Source organism: Opitutaceae bacterium, assembly GCA_015075305.1.
Classification (GTDB): Bacteria; Verrucomicrobiota; Verrucomicrobiia; order Opitutales; family Opitutaceae; genus UBA6669.
On sequence record JABTUS010000011.1, the window covers coordinates 1 to 16,227 of the forward strand.

At 56.2% G+C, this 16,227-nt stretch carries 12 protein-coding genes; 11 read left to right on the forward strand and 1 reads right to left on the reverse strand.

The window, feature by feature from the left end:
- The 9 genes from HS122_18550 to prmB all read left to right on the forward strand — a co-directional run.
- Positions 1–115: NADH-quinone oxidoreductase subunit D (locus HS122_18550; GenBank protein ID MBE7540394.1), on the forward strand; the 115-nt coding region annotated here is incomplete at its 5' end.
- A 44-nt stretch (positions 116–159) separates the two neighbouring features.
- Positions 160–678 carry an NADH-quinone oxidoreductase subunit J gene (locus HS122_18555; GenBank protein MBE7540395.1) on the forward strand — a complete coding sequence of 173 codons (519 nt, stop codon included), beginning with the start codon at positions 160–162 and terminating at the stop codon, positions 676–678.
- A complete protein-coding gene (gene nuoK, locus HS122_18560) occupies positions 675–980 on the forward strand; it encodes an NADH-quinone oxidoreductase subunit NuoK (protein MBE7540396.1) in 306 nt (101 codons plus the stop codon). Before HS122_18555 ends, nuoK begins: the two co-directional genes overlap by 4 nt.
- A 46-nt stretch (positions 981–1,026) precedes the next feature.
- On the forward strand, positions 1,027–2,907 hold the full coding sequence (nuoL, locus tag HS122_18565; protein MBE7540397.1) for an NADH-quinone oxidoreductase subunit L: 1,881 nt from the start codon (positions 1,027–1,029) through the stop codon (positions 2,905–2,907).
- Between the two features lie 54 nt (positions 2,908–2,961).
- Entirely contained in the window at positions 2,962–4,485 is a 1,524-nt protein-coding gene (locus tag HS122_18570; GenBank protein ID MBE7540398.1) for an NADH-quinone oxidoreductase subunit M, read from the forward strand.
- 29 nt (positions 4,486–4,514) lie between these two features.
- Entirely contained in the window at positions 4,515–6,038 is a 1,524-nt protein-coding gene (locus HS122_18575; protein MBE7540399.1) for an NADH-quinone oxidoreductase subunit N, read from the forward strand.
- Positions 6,039–6,172: 134 nt separating this feature from the next.
- Positions 6,173–7,519 carry an FAD-dependent thymidylate synthase gene (locus HS122_18580; protein MBE7540400.1) on the forward strand — a complete coding sequence of 449 codons (1,347 nt, stop codon included), beginning with the start codon at positions 6,173–6,175 and terminating at the stop codon, positions 7,517–7,519.
- Positions 7,520–7,538: 19 nt separating this feature from the next.
- On the forward strand, positions 7,539–8,351 hold the full coding sequence (locus tag HS122_18585) for a hypothetical protein (GenBank protein ID MBE7540401.1): 813 nt from the start codon (positions 7,539–7,541) through the stop codon (positions 8,349–8,351).
- A 34-nt stretch (positions 8,352–8,385) separates the two neighbouring features.
- Positions 8,386–9,357 carry a 50S ribosomal protein L3 N(5)-glutamine methyltransferase gene (gene prmB, locus HS122_18590; protein MBE7540402.1) on the forward strand — a complete coding sequence of 324 codons (972 nt, stop codon included), beginning with the start codon at positions 8,386–8,388 and terminating at the stop codon, positions 9,355–9,357.
- 59 nt (positions 9,358–9,416) lie between these two features.
- On the opposite strand, the gene HS122_18595 is transcribed toward prmB, so the two are convergent.
- On the reverse strand, positions 9,417–12,956 hold the full coding sequence (locus HS122_18595) for a pyruvate carboxylase (protein MBE7540403.1): 3,540 nt from the start codon (positions 12,954–12,956) through the stop codon (positions 9,417–9,419).
- Positions 12,957–13,354: 398 nt separating this feature from the next.
- Here HS122_18595 and HS122_18600 point away from each other — a divergent pair, with 398 nt between their 5' ends.
- On the forward strand, positions 13,355–14,476 hold the full coding sequence (locus tag HS122_18600; GenBank protein MBE7540404.1) for a hybrid sensor histidine kinase/response regulator: 1,122 nt from the start codon (positions 13,355–13,357) through the stop codon (positions 14,474–14,476).
- A gap of 44 nt (positions 14,477–14,520) precedes the next feature.
- Positions 14,521–15,726, forward strand: coding sequence for a hypothetical protein (locus HS122_18605; GenBank protein ID MBE7540405.1), 1,206 nt, complete (start codon positions 14,521–14,523; stop codon positions 15,724–15,726).
- Positions 15,727–16,227: the final 501 nt, after the last annotated feature.

Consider the following 16,227-nt stretch of genomic DNA (forward strand, 5'->3'; position numbering starts at 1 on the left):
GGTGAATGACAAGGAGCGCCTCTATGAATTGGGAGGCACGCTTCCCGACGACCATTTCAAGTGGGACAAAAAGAAAGCAGCCGAGCAGGCGGCCGCGGCCGGCGGGCATGACTGATCCGGCCGTCCCCGATTCACGAGTAGAACCACCGCATCCTGTTCATGTCCTCCATACTTTTCCATCTCCTGTCCGCGCTGGTGCTTGGCACCGCATTGCTGGTCGTGTTGAGCAGGAACGCGGTCAACTCCGCCATGTTTTTCCTGATCAGCCTGCTCGGCACGGCCGGACTCTTCGTGCTTCTCGATGCTTTCCTGCTGGCCGCAATCCTTGTGCTTGTCTACGCGGGCGCGGTGGTCGCGCTGTTTCTTTTCATCATCATGCTGCTCGACATGAAGGGGGGAGACAGGAAGCCGCTCTCGCATTCCGCCGTGCTGGCCAGCGTTGTTGCGGCGGCCGTTCTTGCGATCGGTGTGCTGAGCTTTGTCAAACACGGTCAGCTCGCAGGTGCTGCGCCCGATGCCGCCGCACCCGCGGTGGGCGCGGTGCTCAAGTTCTATTCGGCACAGCTCTTCACCACCTACCTGCTGCCGGTGCAAGTCGTGGGTTTCCTTCTTCTGATCGCCATGCTCGGCGTGATTGTGCTCAGCAAGCGCTTTCAGGGCGCGGAGGATGCCAAATGAATGTCACCCTGAATGATTACCTCCTGGTGAGCGTGCTGATGTTTGCCATCGGCTTTTTCGGGGTTCTCATGCGGAGAAACACCCTTATCGTTTACATGTGCCTGGAGCTGATGCTCGTGGCGGCGACGATCGCTCTGGTTGCCTTCTCGCGCTTCAACCGGACGATCGACGGCAATGTCTTTGTGTTCTTTGTCCTCACGGTTGCCGCCGCGGAGGTCGCCGTTGGCCTGGCGATCATCGTCGCCCTTTTCCGCCGGCGGCAAACGGTTCAGCTCAATGAGTTGAACGCGATGAAGAACTGATCGGCAGTCATGGCAGTCACCACGCATCGGTTGAAATCCTGATACCATGGAACAGCATCAATTTGCGATACTTGTCCTTGTCGCACCACTGGTGTCGGCCACCGCGATCGCACTCATGTCGAGAAAGCAGGCGCGCATGGCCTCCATCATCTCAGTCGCTGCGGCGGCGGTGGTGGCGGTTGTCGGCCTGAAGCTCACGCTGGAGGGAAATCGCTTTTCCTGGAACGCCCCCTGGCTCGAGGTTGGAAGCTTCACCCTTTCGATCGGCTTCCTCTTCAACGACCTGTCCGCACTCATGCTCGCGATTGTCGGAATCGTGGGACTGGCGGTGCACGTTTTCTCGCTGGGCTACATGCGGGACGACGGGGCGAAGGCGCGGTATTTCGGCGGCCTTTCGCTATTCATGTTTTCCATGCTGGGGATCGTTCTCGCGAACAATCTCTTCATGATCTTCATTTTCTGGGAGCTGGTTGGCTTCAGTTCCTACGTTCTCATCAACCACTATCACGAACGTCAGTCAGCCGCGGATGCATCCAAGAAGGCATTCATCACCAATCGCGTTGGCGATGTCGGATTCATGCTCGGGATCCTCTGGTGCTACTGGTCGCTCGGAACGGTCAATCTCACCGAGATTGGCGCTGCCGTGCAGGGTGGCTCGGTGGTGGCAACTGGGATTCCTCTTCTTCTGTTCTGCGGTGCCGTTGGGAAGTCCGCCCAGGTGCCTCTGCAGGTATGGCTGCCGGATGCAATGGAGGGTCCAACGCCCATTTCAGCCCTGATCCACGCGGCGACCATGGTGGCTGCCGGTATTTTCATGCTGTGCCGCATCGAACCTCTTTTCATGGCGGCTCCGCAGGCGCTGCCTGTGGTCATGTGGATCGGCACCATCACCGCCCTGTATGCGGCCCTTTGTGCGATCGTTCAGAGCGACATCAAGAAGGTGCTGGCCTACTCAACCCTTTCACAGCTGGGCTACATGGTGGCCGCATTTGGATTGGGCTCGCTGCATGTCGCCCACGGTGAGGGCATGCCCCACATGATGGTGATCGCCGCCGGAGCCGGCGCGGCAATGTTTCATCTGACCACACACGCCTTTTTCAAGGCGCTCCTCTTTCTCGGGTCGGGTGCGGTGATCAATGCCTGTCACCATGAGCAGAATATCTTCCGAATGGGGGGATTGAGGAAATTGTCTGTCACCTTTTTCACGTTCACCACGGCCGTGCTGGCGATCATCGGCATGCCAGGCCTGGCCGGTTTCTTCTCGAAGGATGCTATTCTCTATCTCGCTCTTGCCAACAATCGCGCGGTGTTTGCGGTTCTGGCTGTCACCGCGGTGCTGACCGCGTTCTACATGATTCGCATGTGGAAGATCGTCTTCCTCGGCGAACCACGCAGTGACGAGGCACGCCATGCGCATGAGGGCGGTCTCAGCATGACACTTCCACTGATTGGCCTGGCGATTCTCGCCGTTGTCGGCGGATACGGAATCGTCTATGGACGCCTGGCAGGCGACTACCAGACGTTGATTCCTCACGCCCATGGTTCGGATCATGTCGTCATTCTGATCACCAGTATCGCGGTTCTTCTGATTGGATCCGTCGCCGCCTATCGGTATTATCCATCGGCCGATCGCGATGCACTGGCGGCACGCTCACCGGGCAGTTTTGCCAGCCTGAAGCTCCTCAACGAATCGTTCGACGGAATTTACGGCTACTACATCGAGAAAGTGCAGCAACGGCTGGCGATGCTTCTGAATTTCCTTGAGCAGATTTTTCTGTCCGGACTTCTCGTTCGCGGCCTCGCCGGAATCGTGGGGTTCCTGGGAATGGGCACGCGCTCGCTCCATGTGGGCAGCGTGAGCGCCTATGCCTACTGGTTTCTGGTCGGCCTCGTGTTTCTCTGGGGCTATGCGGGTGGCTGGTTTTGATTTCAACGACCCACCTGAAGCTGCTCATCTGTACCAATTGCAACACGCGATAACATGTTGTTAGACCACCTTCTCCTGCTCGCCATAGCCGTGCCGCTGGCGGTAGCCGCTTCGATTTTTGCCGGGATGCCCAAGCGGTATTCGGTGAGGCTGGCGTATCTCGGCTTTGGTGTGCCTGCGTTGATTGCGATTTATGCATGGGTGTCGTTTCCGTCCGGACTGGGAGACAGGTTTGCGTACCTGGCGAGTTATGACACCGGGCTTGGCTCACTGGGCATCAAGCTCACGCTGGGATTGAACGGCATTTCACTCGCCATGTTTGTGCTCGCGGGAGTCGTTGGCCTCGCTGCCGGACTCTATGCGATCCAGTCGGGAGCGGAGCGGCTCAAGATATACCTCGCGCTGCTGCTTGTGATGCACGCCGGTCTGATGGGTACGTTCGCCAGCGTGGACATCTTCTTCTTCTATTTCTTCCACGAACTGGCATTGATTCCGACATTCATCATGGTCGGAACCTGGGGTGGCCGCGACCGCAATTACGCAGCGATGAAGCTGACGATCTACCTTACCCTGGGCGCGATGCTTTCGCTGGTAGGCTTGATAGCCGTGTATGTGCAGAGCGATGCCGGAAGCTTCAGTCTGATCGAGTTGCGGCAGGCGCTTGCGACAATGCCGCTTTCCGCAAGCGCGCAAAAATATGGCTTTGGCCTGCTGATGTTCGGTTTCGGCATTCTGGTTTCCCTGTGGCCCTTTCACACCTGGGCTCCGTTGGGTTACGGAGCGGCGCCAAGCTCCGTTGCGATGCTGCATGCAGGGGTTCTCAAGAAATTCGGGTTGTACGGCCTGGTACAGATAGCGCTGCCTCTCCTTCCTCTTGGAGCCCATCACTGGAGCGGCTGGCTTACGGCACTGGCGCTCTGCAACATTCTCGTGGTCGGCTTCGTGGCCATGGCGCAGCGCGATCTCAAGCAGGTTGTCAGCTACGGATCAGTCATGCACATGGGATATGCCTTTCTTGGAGTTGCCTGCGTGTCCACCACAGGTGCAGGCGGAGCAATCCTGATGATACTGGCCCATGGCTTTTCGGTGGCTCTTTCGTTCCTGCTTGTAACAAGCATTCATCACCGCACCCAGACCTTTGATCTTGGTGGCATGGGTGGACTCGCGCAAAAGGCGCCGGTTCTCGCCGCGTACTTTGTTGCAGCAACGATGGCGACAATCGGCCTTCCGGGGATGGCCAATTTCTGGGGTGAGCTTACGATTTTTGTTGCTGTCTGGAAATTCTCGCCCTGGGCCGCAGTTGGTGCAGTGACTGGAGTTGTCATCACGGCAATCTATGCACTTCGTGCGACTGCCAGGGTGTTTTTTGGACCGCAGTCCGAAGCGCTTCAAAAATCTTCGACATTCGTCCCGATCGTCGACTTGCGCTGGAGTGAACGCATTCCAGCGCTGATCCTCCTGGCGATGCTGCTGTTGGTTGGTTTTTGGCCGAAATCGCTTTCAACCCCGCTCAATGACTCACTTGAGGCGATCTACCCCGCGTTGAAATCGCCTCCAGCGGGAATTACTCGGAAGTAAAGCCCCGCAAGCCACTGGAATTCTCCGTGATGAATCTCGAACTGCTGCAAGCTGCCGCCGCCAAGAACACCTGGGGAGCGATCCTGCCTGAGCTCCTTCTGGGATCGCTTGCCCTGCTCCTGCTGATCCTGGAAATCATCCTTCCAAAGAAGCAGCACACCGCAATTCCGTCGTTGGCGATTCTGGGCCAGGTCGCGATCCTTGTCGTCACGATCGGTGGTTTTCACACCGGTTACTTCGGCAGCGAGACTTTCGGAGGACTTCTCAAGCACACCCTGCACGGTCAGTTCATGCGGGTGTTTCTCCTGATCACTTCGATCCTTGTGTGCATTCTGGGTGCGATGAGCCTGAAGGGGAGGAACGTTCCGCGTGTTGAATTTTTTCACATCGTGACCGTCGTGACGGGAGCGCTCATGCTCCTGGTGCAAAGCAACCACTTCGTGATGCTCTTTGTTGCGCTCGAAACAGTCACAATCGGTTTTTATGTTCTCGTCAGCTATTACCGTTCGAATCCCTTGTCGCTGGAAGCGGGTCTGAAATATCTCGTCATGGGGGCGTTGAGCTCCTCGATCCTGCTCTTCGGAATCGTTTTTCTTTATGGCGTTGCCGGGAATCCGCAGCTGGCTCCCCATGGCGCGGAGTCAGGAGCGATGGAGTTTGGATCGATCAATCGTTTCCTGGCGGATCATCCAGACAATTTCCTCGCGAAAGTTGGCATCGTCCTGGTTCTTGCGGGGATTGCCTTTAAAATCGGGGGCGTCCCGTTTCAGATCTGGATACCGGACGTGTACCAAGGTGCGCCAACACCGGTGACCGCGCTGCTTGCAGTAGGCTCAAAAGCGGCGGGATTTTCTGTCCTGCTTGTCCTTGCCGGCGTTTTCGCTCCGTGCAAGGCGCTGGTGATACCGGTGCTGTCGGTCATGGCTGGTGCGACGATCATCTTCGGCAACCTTGCAGCTCTGACCCAATACAACGTCAAGCGCCTGATCGGACTATCCGGTGTATCTCATGCCGGCTATCTGCTCATTGGTGTCATTGCCGCATATTCTGATTCGACGGCAGTTGGCGCGGTCTACTTTTATCTGCTCGCCTACCTGATCGCCTCATTCGCCGTGTTTGGGGTGATGACGCATGTTTGTGGCGAAAATGATGCGGACCAGGATCTCGAGCATTATGCCGACCTCGTGAAATCACATCCGTTTCTTGCGGTGGTGCTGGCGATCGGACTCGGTTCGCTGGCAGGCATTCCACCGCTGGCCGGATTTATCGGCAAGCTTCTCGTTTTCATCGCGGCATTTCACGCTGGCCTCTACGCTTTGCTCGCGATCGCCATTGCGGGCGTGGTGGTGTCGATCTACTATTACTTTGGCTGGATCAAGGCGGCGATTTTTCCGTCGTGGGGGATTCCGCGTGGCAGTGATGGCATCGTTCCGCAACGACCGCGTCTGCCAGTGGGCTTGGTTTCCAGCCTGACCCTCGGGGCTCTTACGATAGCCTCTGTCGTTCTGGGATTGTACCAAGGCGGACTTGTTCAGTGGCTGTCTTCGCGATAGCCGACCGTCCTGCTGGCAGGTGCGAGGTTCCGTTCCGTTTCCCTCGGAGCTTGGGTGGCGTGAATCGAAAGATTCCCGTGCGATCGCCTTTTTTGGCTGACTCGATGCGAGGCCGTAATGTCTGCTGAACGTGCATGCGCATCACCGGACTCGCATTGGTTCCTCCTCCAAGCGCGGCTGACCTGCCGAAAGTCACGCCAGAGCTGCTGGCATCCGTGCTTGCGCGCTACTCGCGAAGCAATGAGGGTTTGGCCGCCATACTTGAGAAGGTGGATGTGACCCACCCGGATGCCTCGATTGATCGCATCCTGAAGTTCGTCGACTACGGCCATGCATCGATAGGCGGGCTGACAGGCGGCCTGGCTGTTGCCATCGATGATGTTTCGATGTGGCTGGCGTACAAGCTGTTTGAAGTATCACAGATGGCCGATGGTCAGGAATCCTCAACCCGCTACATCACGATGGAGGCGACAAACCTGCCACCTGCGGAGGAACTCGGCATTCCCGGTGACTTGACGCCCCGTTGGGTCGAGCTCATGAAACGCGCGTTTGAGCATTATCACACCGAATTTGCCCGATTGGACAAGCTGGCAGCGCTGGAGCCGCAACGCCTGCGCTTTCCGGTGGGTGCCGCCCCCGGTGTCATCAACCGCATCCGGAAGAACTATGCTCTGGATCGGGCGCGATACTTCATTCCCTTCGCAACCCGGACCAATGTCGGTCTGGTGCAGAGCTCCAGAATGTGGGCTCAGACGGTCAAGCATCTGGACTCATTGCCACATCCGGAGGCACGGCTTGCCGCGCGGCTCATTCGCGATGAGCTGATGAAGCAGTCTCCGCGGCTGCTGAAGCATAGTTTTGCGGATGCATCGTATTCAGAGCAATCCCGTCAGGAGCTGGAGACCAGTCTGCGCCTGGGGCTTGAACGACTTTCCACGAGGCTACTCGCGGACAAGGTTTGGGTGAAGGTTGATCGGGATGCGCCCCCCTGGCTCGCGGAAGATCAGTCAGTGGACCAGTCGCTTCGACACCGCACCAATCGCTACGGTCATCAGGGAACCGCAACACGTCGCATGCGTGTTTCATTTGCGTGGAACAACCTCGCTCTGGCAGAGCTGCGCGATCTCAACCGACATCGGACGGGGAATCGTTATACCCCGTTGATACAAGCTGGATTCTACCTGCCGCCTGACATGACGGACACGGGATGCAGTGGCCTGCTGGAGGATCAAGCCGAATTGACGCATGAACTCATGCAACGGGGCTCACCCGCCTATGTCTACTCGCTGCTCTTGGGCGCACAGACGCCCTTCGAGCACAGCACCCATGCGGACAAGTTCATTTACGAAGCCGAGCTGCGCACCGGCATGGGAGCTCATTTCCGGTATGCCGAACATCTGAGTGCGGCTCTGCGCGAGTTTTTCAAGCAGGTGCCGGAGGCGCAGCAATGGGTGGCGGAAGGCACCGCCGAACCTGAATAGGGGGACACAGTCACGCGTCATGTCCTGGTTCAGCAGACTCGAGAAGCGCCTGGCACCCTATGCGATTCCCCATTTGACGCTGTTCCTAGTGGCCGGGCAGGCCTTCGTCTACCTGACGACAATGCTGGGCCTCCTTGATGAAGGCCGCCTCGTTCTCTATCCCGTCCTCGTGCTGCGAGGTGAGTGGTGGAGGATCTTCACATTTGTAGGCTACCCGCCGGGCGGTCATTGGCTGTTTGTCGCCCTTGCCCTTTACTTCCTGTACTTCACAGGCAATGCGCTCGAGCAGGCGTGGGGTGCCCTTAGGTACAACCTGTTCCTGCTTGTTGGATTTCTTCTGACCGTGGCGGCGGCTTTCGTCACCCCATACGTGGCTGCATCCAATCTCTTTGTGGGTGGCGTCATCTTTCTCGCATTCGCTCACATGTACCCGAACTTCACGATGTACGTGTTCTTCGTACTGCCAGTTCAGATCAAGTGGCTGGCAGTGGTTGCATGGATAGGCTATATCTGGGAATTCGTCGTCGGAGGACCGTCACAGCGTCTGGCGATCACTGCGGCCTTGCTGAATTTCTTCCTATTCATCGGGCGTGACCTTTGGCTCTCGCTCAGGCAGGGCCAGCGGCGACTTCAGACTGAAGCGCGCCGCCATGCCGAGGAGCGGCAGGGCCCGCAAGTGCGGCATCGGTGCTACGTATGTGGAAAGACGAATCTGACGAATCCAGAAATGGACTTCAGGTACTGCTCGAAGTGCGCGGGTGACCAGTGCTATTGTCCCGACCACATCCGCAACCATGTGCACGTTCTGACCGGAAATGATGCGAAACAGTAGGCGCCCTGCAAGAGCCAGCAAGTCGAACGCCGCGATGTTGGATGCCCGGCGGGGTCATTTGGAACGGGTGCGTGGCAGTGTCAGCGCGGACTATGGCAGGGAGAAGCGAACACTCCCCCCTTCCTCACAGCTTGCGACGTTGAACGATTGGCTGGAATTCGCGGCCGAATTGTATGACAGCCATGGACTGGCCCTGGGGCAGATCTCAACCACCGCACATGACGAATCCCTCTACCTATTCCTGCACGCGCTTTCATGGCCGCTCGACGGCGCTGTCTCTCTGCTGAAAAAGCAGCTGGGCCCGCAGCAGCGCACTGCGTTGAGAGCGGTGTTGGAACGGCGGGTGATCGACAGGATTCCGCCCGCATACATCACGCGGGAGGCATGGCTGAATGAACACCGGTTCTACGTGGATGAACGCGTGCTCATCCCGCGAAGCTATTTCCTCGAGATCATACCGCATTCGCTGGAGCAGTGGTTTCCAGATCCAAAACGGGTGAAAGCTGTCGCTGATGTCTGCACAGGATCCGCGTGTCTGGCGATTCTCCTCGCACATCAATTTCCAAGAGCCCGGGTCGATGGGATCGATGTGTCCAAGGATGCGCTCGACGTCGCAAGGATAAACGTCGACAGCCATCGTCTCGGCGAACGAGTGCGCTTGCATCAAAGCGATGTATTCGATGCGGTGGGCCCGCCCAAGGGTGGCTATGATTTGATCATCAGCAACCCCCCCTATGAACCATCGAGGCTTTGCGACCGGCTGCCCTTGGAATTCATGAAGGAACCGCGGCTGGCGCTTGATGGAGGCACCGACGGATTGACGATCATAAGGAAGTTGATCGCACAATCCGCGGAACGACTGGCCTCACATGGCATGTTGTTGATAGAAGTCGGAGGCCTTCAGGAAGCGATGAATCGCGAGTTTGCAGAACTGAATCTCCGATGGCTGGAGTCGGAGGACGAGGCGAATTGCATTTGCGCAATTCAGGCCCGAAACCTGCGCTGACCAGCAGGCTGACGGTCCCGTCAATCGCCTGTTCGGCGCAGATCAATTGAGACAGAATTCTATGAGCGAAGCTTCATCAGAAGATCCTTGGCCTCGACGGTGTCACCGACGCTGACGTTGAGCTCAGCGACAACACCTGAGACAGGTGCGTAAACCGTTGTCTGCATCTTCATTGCCTCCATCATCAGGAGTTTGTCGCCCTTCGCGACCTTGGCTCCCAACGAGACGGACAGTGCCGCAATCAGGCCAGGAATGGGGGCCGCAAGCTGTAGCGGATCAGCAAGGTCGGCTTTCGGCTTGGATTTGCCTTTTACGGCGACCGATCGGTCCGAAATGCTGACCTCCCGAGACATACCGTTGAGGTCAAAATTTAGCGTGCGCCGGCCATCCTTGTCCGGATCTCCGATGCTGACGAGTCTGATGATCAGCACCTTGCCTTCCTCGATCTCAACGCTGATTTCCTCGCCCGGCTTGAGACCATAGAAGAAGGCGGGCGTTGGAAGCACGCTGACATTTCCAAATTCCCTTTGCTGTTTCTGGAACTCAGCGAAAACCTGGGGATACATCAGGTGAGAATACACCTCGTCGGTAGTGAGCTCGCGGCGATATCTCTCACTGAGATCCCTGGAAATCTTCTCGAATTCCGCGGATGCCGTTGCGGCATTCGGCAGGGTGTAAGGTTTGCCGGCCTGAACGAGCGCATTCTGATACCTTGCCTTTGCATCCGTATAGCGGGCTCCACCAAGAATGGCCTTCCATACGGGGTCGGGCCAGCCTCCTTCCGGCCAGCCGAGCCCTCCCATAAGCATGTCGATCACGCTTTCGGGAAATGGCATGGAACCGGGTTCGAGATTCACGATGTCGGCAGGATTGATGCCTCGCGAGAAAAGGAACAGGGCGAGATCACCAACCACCTTGGAGGACGGGGTCACTTTGACGATGTCGCCAAAGAGGGAGTTAACCTCCGCATAGGTTCTGGCAATCTCCGGCCAGCGGTGCGACATGCCCATTGCCGCGGCCTGTTCCTTAAGATTGGTGTACTGGCCGCCGGGCATTTCGTGAAGATAAACCTCAGCCGAGCCCGTGCGCGGTGCCGTGTCGAAGGGTCGGTAGTATTCGCGAACCTGCTCCCAATAGTCGGAAAATGCGTTGGCTTTTTCGAGATCCAACCCGGTGTCGCGCGGTGTATTCTGGAGCGCAGCCACAATTGAATTGAGATTGGGCTGGGCCGTGCTTCCGCTCATTGAGGCCAGAGCGAGGTCGACAACGTTCACACCTGCGTCCGCCGCCCGCAGTATGGACGCGGCGGTTGTTCCGCTTGTGTCGTGCGTGTGAAAGTGAATCGGAATTCCGACCTCCTGGCGGAGGGTCCGGATCAGCTTCTCCGCCGCATAAGGTCGGCAAAGGCCAGCCATGTCCTTGATGGCTAGAATGTGTGCGCCCATCTTCTCGAGCTCCTTGGCGAGACGGACGTAATAGGACAACGAATACTTGTCCCGGCGCGGATTCAGAATGTCGCCGGTGTAGCAGATTGCGGCCTCGCAGACTGCGTGGGTGGATCGCACGGCCTCCATCGCGCCGCGCAGGTTGGGGAGATAGTTCAGCGAGTCGAATATGCGGAAGATATCCATGCCGGCTGCCGCGGCGTGGCGCACGAAGCCCGTGACGACATGGTCGGGGTAGTTTGTGTATCCAACGGCGTTGGCTCCCCGTAGGAGCATCTGCAGGCAGATGTTCGGAACCCGCCGCCGAATTTCACGCAGGCGATCCCATGGGTCCTCATGGAGAAACCGCATTGCGGTGTCGAAGGTGGCGCCACCCCACATTTCGAGAGAGAATAGATTGGGGAGGAAATGGGCGACGCCACTGGCGCAAGCCAGCAGATCATAGCTGCGGACACGCGTCGCCATCAGCGATTGGTGCGCGTCCCGAAAAGTCGTATCTGTTACAAGAAGCGCCTTCTGCCGCACTGTCCAATCCGCAAAGCCCTTGGCGCCGAGTTCGAGCAGTTTCTGACGCGTTCCGTCGGGAGGTGAAACTGAATGATCGTAGGAGGGTGCGGCCGCGCTGGGAAGGGGTTTTTCGGGACGGTACCCTTTTGCGTGCGGGTTTCCATTGACGATGACATTGCCGAGAAAAGTAAGAAGCTTGGTGGCCCGATCCCGGCGCGGCTTGAACGAAAAGAGCTCCGGCGTGGTATCGATCAGCGAAGTCGTCGCCTGCCCGGATCTGAACGTCGGGTGGGCAATCACGTTCTCCAGGAACGGAATGTTGGTCTTGACGCCCCGGATGCGAAACTCGCTGAGGGCGCGACGGGCGCGATTCATTGCGATTTCGTAGCTCTGGCCGCTGGCGATCGCCTTTACGAGAAGGGAGTCGTAGAAGGGAGTGATGACTGCACCAGCGAAACCCATGGCTCCATCAAGACGGACGCCGAAACCGCCAGGCGAGCGATAGGCAAGGATGCGCCCGTAATCGGGGACGAACTTGTTTTCGGGGTCTTCAGTTGTGATGCGGCATTGGATCGCATAGCCATTGCGCGGGACCTGTGATTGCTGGGGCATGCCTACTTCTGGGGAGTGCAGCGAATACCCCTGTGCAATGAGGATCTGTGCCCGAACAAGATCGAGCCCGGTGATAACCTCAGTCACGGTGTGTTCAACCTGGATACGGGGGTTCATCTCGATGAAGAACCACTCGTGGCGGTCAAGGTCGTAGAGGAACTCGATTGTTCCAGCATTGTCGTAGCGTATTTCCTTGGCGATTCGCGCGGCAGCATCGCAAAGCTCGCGGATGACTTCAGTCGGCAGACCGTAGCTCGGGGCGACCTCGACCACTTTTTGATGCCGTCTCTGAATGGAACAGTCACGTTCATGGAGGTGTATCACGTTGCCGTGTTTGTCGCCGAGCACCTGCACCTCGATGTGCTTCGCACGAGAGATGAATTTCTCCAAAAAGACGGCGGGATTTCCGAATGCACGTTCGGCCTCGCCCTGGGCTTCGTCGAGCAGGTTGTCGAGATCGGCTGGCTTGTTAACCACCCGCATGCCACGCCCTCCACCGCCAAACGCAGCCTTGATGATCAGGGGAAACCCAATCGATTTTGCGATCCTGAGGGCCTCTGAGCGTTCTGCGACTGGTGCGTTTGTGCCCGGTAGGACTGGCACCCCGATCCTTTGAGCAAGCGCACGGGCTGCCGTCTTGTCACCCATCATTGCGAGCAGTTCCGGGCGCGGTCCGACAAAAACAATCCCAGCGGTTTCGCATGCTCTCGCAAAGTCGGCATTCTCCGAAAGGAAACCGTAGCCAGGGTGAATCGCATTGACGCCCTTTTCCTTGGCGATCGCGACAATACTCTCAACGTCGAGGTACGCGGCCACCGGGCCCTTTCCTCTTCCAATGAGGTATGCCTCATCCGCCTTGTACCGATGGATGCTGAACCGATCTTCGTGCGCAAAAACGGCCACAGTCCGCATCCCTAATTCAGTACCGGCGCGAAAAATCCTCACCGCAATCTCGCTGCGATTTGCAGCCAAGAGCTTCAGGAAATTGCGTGGCTTGGAGGTCTGTGCGGAACTCTGGGTGGATGAAACGCTCATGTAATCGCTGCAAGTCGTGACAAGAGCGCACGCTTGATGCAATGGCGTTTGCACGACAAGAAATTGGCGGATGCTGCCGCGCGTGTGGATTCGATCATACTCGCGTCGAAATCGACAATCCGTAGGTTTACGCGTCATTCTCATCGCTTTCGGACGGCCCGAAGTGGAGAGAAGCATGGCAAACTCATATGGCTGCTGAGGCAAAGGCATGGTTGGGCGAGGCATGAGGACATGTGCGAATCGAGTGCATGAATGACACTCCAGCCCATTTTGCCCATGCATCGCTTGACACCGCCTCGAAATCCACGCAGAAACTGGACGCCGTAAGCGTCCCGCTTGTTGAAGTGTGAATTTGAGGGAAATTCCATTTGCTGCAGACGGAAACCTTACGCAGACCCTTGAACACCAGCGCTGCGGAAAAGCCCCTAGTTTTGGTAGTGGATGACGAATACGGCCCTAGGGAGTCGATCGCTTTTACATTGTCGGCGGATTTTTCAGTCGACACTGCAGAGCGGGCTATGGAGGCATTATCTAAGCTAAGAGCTCGAAGCTATGCAGCGATCGTGTTAGACATCCGAATGCCGGAAATGGATGGTATCCGGGCCTTGGAGGAAATACGCAAGATTGATCGAGAAGTCTCGGTCATCATGTTGACCGGCTATGGCACGCTCGCAACCGCCCAACAGGCCATCTTGGGAGGGGCCAATCAATACCTGAGAAAACCCCCCGATATTCACGAACTGATAGCTGCCGTAAAAAATAATGCGGCACAGACCATCGAACGGCGCCACCACGCTAGGATGTCTCGGGAAGCATTGGACATGAATGCCGCGCTTCGCCGCGAAATTTCCGAAAAGCAGCCTCATGTTTGGCAAGCAAGAGCGGCAGTCGAGTTGGTCCATGATCTAGCGAATCCATTGACGGTCATGATCGGATACGCCGGCTTGTTGGTAGAAGAAGCCGAAGATATCGCTCGTCAACACCCCGAGCGTGCAGATAAGCTGAAGGGATATTCGGTTATTGTTGAAAAGGCGGCTGAATATTGCCACCATCTCGCCGACAACTGGCGGCAGGCGTCCCGAAAAACCACTGAATTTACTCAGATCGATCTAGTTTCTGTGGTAAAAGAGGTTAAACATGTAATCTTCTTCGGTAACGGCGCGCTTGAAGTAACCGGGGACGATAATGCGTGGATCAAGGGCGCTCGATTTGAGCTCGCACGGGTATTCCAGAACCTATTCAAGAATGCTTTAGAAGCCAATGCAACCAGAATTGAAATATCCATAAAGACCTTAGACGAGAATGTCGACGTTATGATAGTCGACAATGGAACTGGAATGGACGCAGAAACGATGAGAAATGCTCTAAGAGGTGGCTTTACAACTAAGGTAAATGGTACGGGACTTGGATTATCAATCTGTCGCCATCTCTTAGGAGCTCATGGTGCAACGCTTACACTCGACTCGCTCCCTGCAAAAGGAACAACCTCACACTTGGTGTTCCCCGCTGTACCCGAATAGATCCCGCTCATGACTCGCCTATAAGACGAGTACAGGACTCACAAATGAAGCGGCGCAGAGTCAAGATTACAGGCATAGGTCCCGTTACTCCATTGGGGATCGGGCGCTCATCATTTCTATCTGCCTTGCTCAGCGGAGAAAGCAAGGTCAGAAGTATCAAACGCTTCATTGAGGAGGCTGGACCATTTATTGCAGCCGAAGTCAGTGATTTCTCACCTGAGCATCTTCTACACCAACCTATCCTCAGAAAAATGCCCCGTCATACTCAGTTTGCACTGGTAGCAGTCATGCAAGCACTCGCAGATGCAAAAATTGGTCTTGGAGAATTGGCATCATCGAAGATCGGCCTACACGTCGGAGCAGCGCTCATGGATTTTGGTTCAATAAATAGGACCATTGACTTGATTTCGCGGAAAGGACCGATAGCTGGGCTACCATCAGCTATTGCATCTGCTTCACCCAGCTCAATCGCGTCTGCAATTGCACAATTCCTAAAGATGCAAAGCGTTGCATCGATGACCTACCAAAGTGCATGTTGCTCGGGAATAGATGCCATAGGACATGGATTGCAAGCTGTGCTTGGAAGAGAAGTAGACATTGCTATTTGTGGCGGTACTGAAGCACCTCTGTTCTTACATCCTATGCTAGAACTGAGAATGGCTGGTCTTTCATCTTCCAACCAATACCTCCCGGAAAATCAATGTCGTCCGTTCGATCTTTGGCGAACGACTGGTGCAATTGGAGAAGGGAGCTGCATGCTCGTACTTGAACCCAATGAAAGCCCACGTAAAGCATACGCATACATCGATGGATATGCCTCAGCGGGTGACTATAAAGAAACTCCTTGCAGCGGCTTGTTCCATGCTATGAAAGAGTGCCTATCCTCAGCAGCAATTGCGCCATCAGAGGTCGAAGCGATCAGCGCCTGGGGTCCCGGCCATCGCGAGATTGATAAGCAAGAAGCCCGAGCAATTAGATTGCTATTCGAGAGTTCTATCGCCAATATTCCTGTCTATTCCATCAAAGGCGCAATCGGAAATCCCCTGGGTGCAGCAGGGGCAATACAAGCAGGCGCCGCTGCCTGTTGTATTGATGCCGCGGTAATACCACCGACTGTCAACTGGAGTTTTCGGGACCCTGACTGCAATCTAAATCTTAGTTCGGTGCCTCGGGCGGTGGGTCATAAGAATTGTCTTGTCAACACGCATGGTATATCAGGAGCGAATTCATGTTTGTTGATAAGTCAATAATAGAAGCTCCCACTGTAGTTGCGGCCGTCCTAGCGCTTTATATTGGGGGCCTAGCCTTCCACTCTAACCCTAATAGGCTGATCAATCGGTACTTTCTTTCATTATCCGTTCATGTTTCTTTCTGGCTCGCTTCTCTCTTCTTAGCACTCACCGCCAATCCAGGCTTGATCTGGATGAGAGCGAGCTGCGCTATCGCCGGCCTAATTCCCCTACACCTCTTCTTATTGAGAGAAGCCGCTGCCTCAAACCCAGGTCCACCAAAGTGCAGCGCACGACATTTGGCAGGCTGGCTTGTAGTTGGCCTGCTCATGTGCATTCTACCAACCACCTACCAATTTATTCCAGCACACTCAACTGCTTCCCATAGGATTTACGGCAGCGCTTTCTATATATACTTTCTACTCCAGGTCGCGTCCTATGCTGAACTATGTCGTGGTACTATTGTCAAGCTAAGAGCACTCAAAGGAATAGCGAACATTGAACTCCAAATACTCCTATTTG

What these genes read in the sequence shown, in the direction of transcription:
- HS122_18585 (MBE7540401.1), top strand. Translation starts at nt 7,539, where the DNA reads ATGTCCTGGTTCAGCAGACTCGAGAAGCGCCTGGCACCCTATGCGATT.
- nuoL (MBE7540397.1), top strand. Translation starts at nt 1,027, where the DNA reads ATGGAACAGCATCAATTTGCGATACTTGTCCTTGTCGCACCACTGGTG.
- nuoK (MBE7540396.1), top strand. Translation starts at nt 675, where the DNA reads ATGAATGTCACCCTGAATGATTACCTCCTGGTGAGCGTGCTGATGTTT.
- prmB (MBE7540402.1), top strand. Translation starts at nt 8,386, where the DNA reads ATGTTGGATGCCCGGCGGGGTCATTTGGAACGGGTGCGTGGCAGTGTC.
- HS122_18595 (MBE7540403.1), bottom strand. Translation starts at nt 12,956, where the DNA reads ATGAGCGTTTCATCCACCCAGAGTTCCGCACAGACCTCCAAGCCACGC.
- HS122_18575 (MBE7540399.1), top strand. Translation starts at nt 4,515, where the DNA reads ATGAATCTCGAACTGCTGCAAGCTGCCGCCGCCAAGAACACCTGGGGA.
- HS122_18580 (MBE7540400.1), top strand. Translation starts at nt 6,173, where the DNA reads ATGCGCATCACCGGACTCGCATTGGTTCCTCCTCCAAGCGCGGCTGAC.
- HS122_18570 (MBE7540398.1), top strand. Translation starts at nt 2,962, where the DNA reads ATGTTGTTAGACCACCTTCTCCTGCTCGCCATAGCCGTGCCGCTGGCG.
- HS122_18605 (MBE7540405.1), top strand. Translation starts at nt 14,521, where the DNA reads ATGAAGCGGCGCAGAGTCAAGATTACAGGCATAGGTCCCGTTACTCCA.
- HS122_18555 (MBE7540395.1), top strand. Translation starts at nt 160, where the DNA reads ATGTCCTCCATACTTTTCCATCTCCTGTCCGCGCTGGTGCTTGGCACC.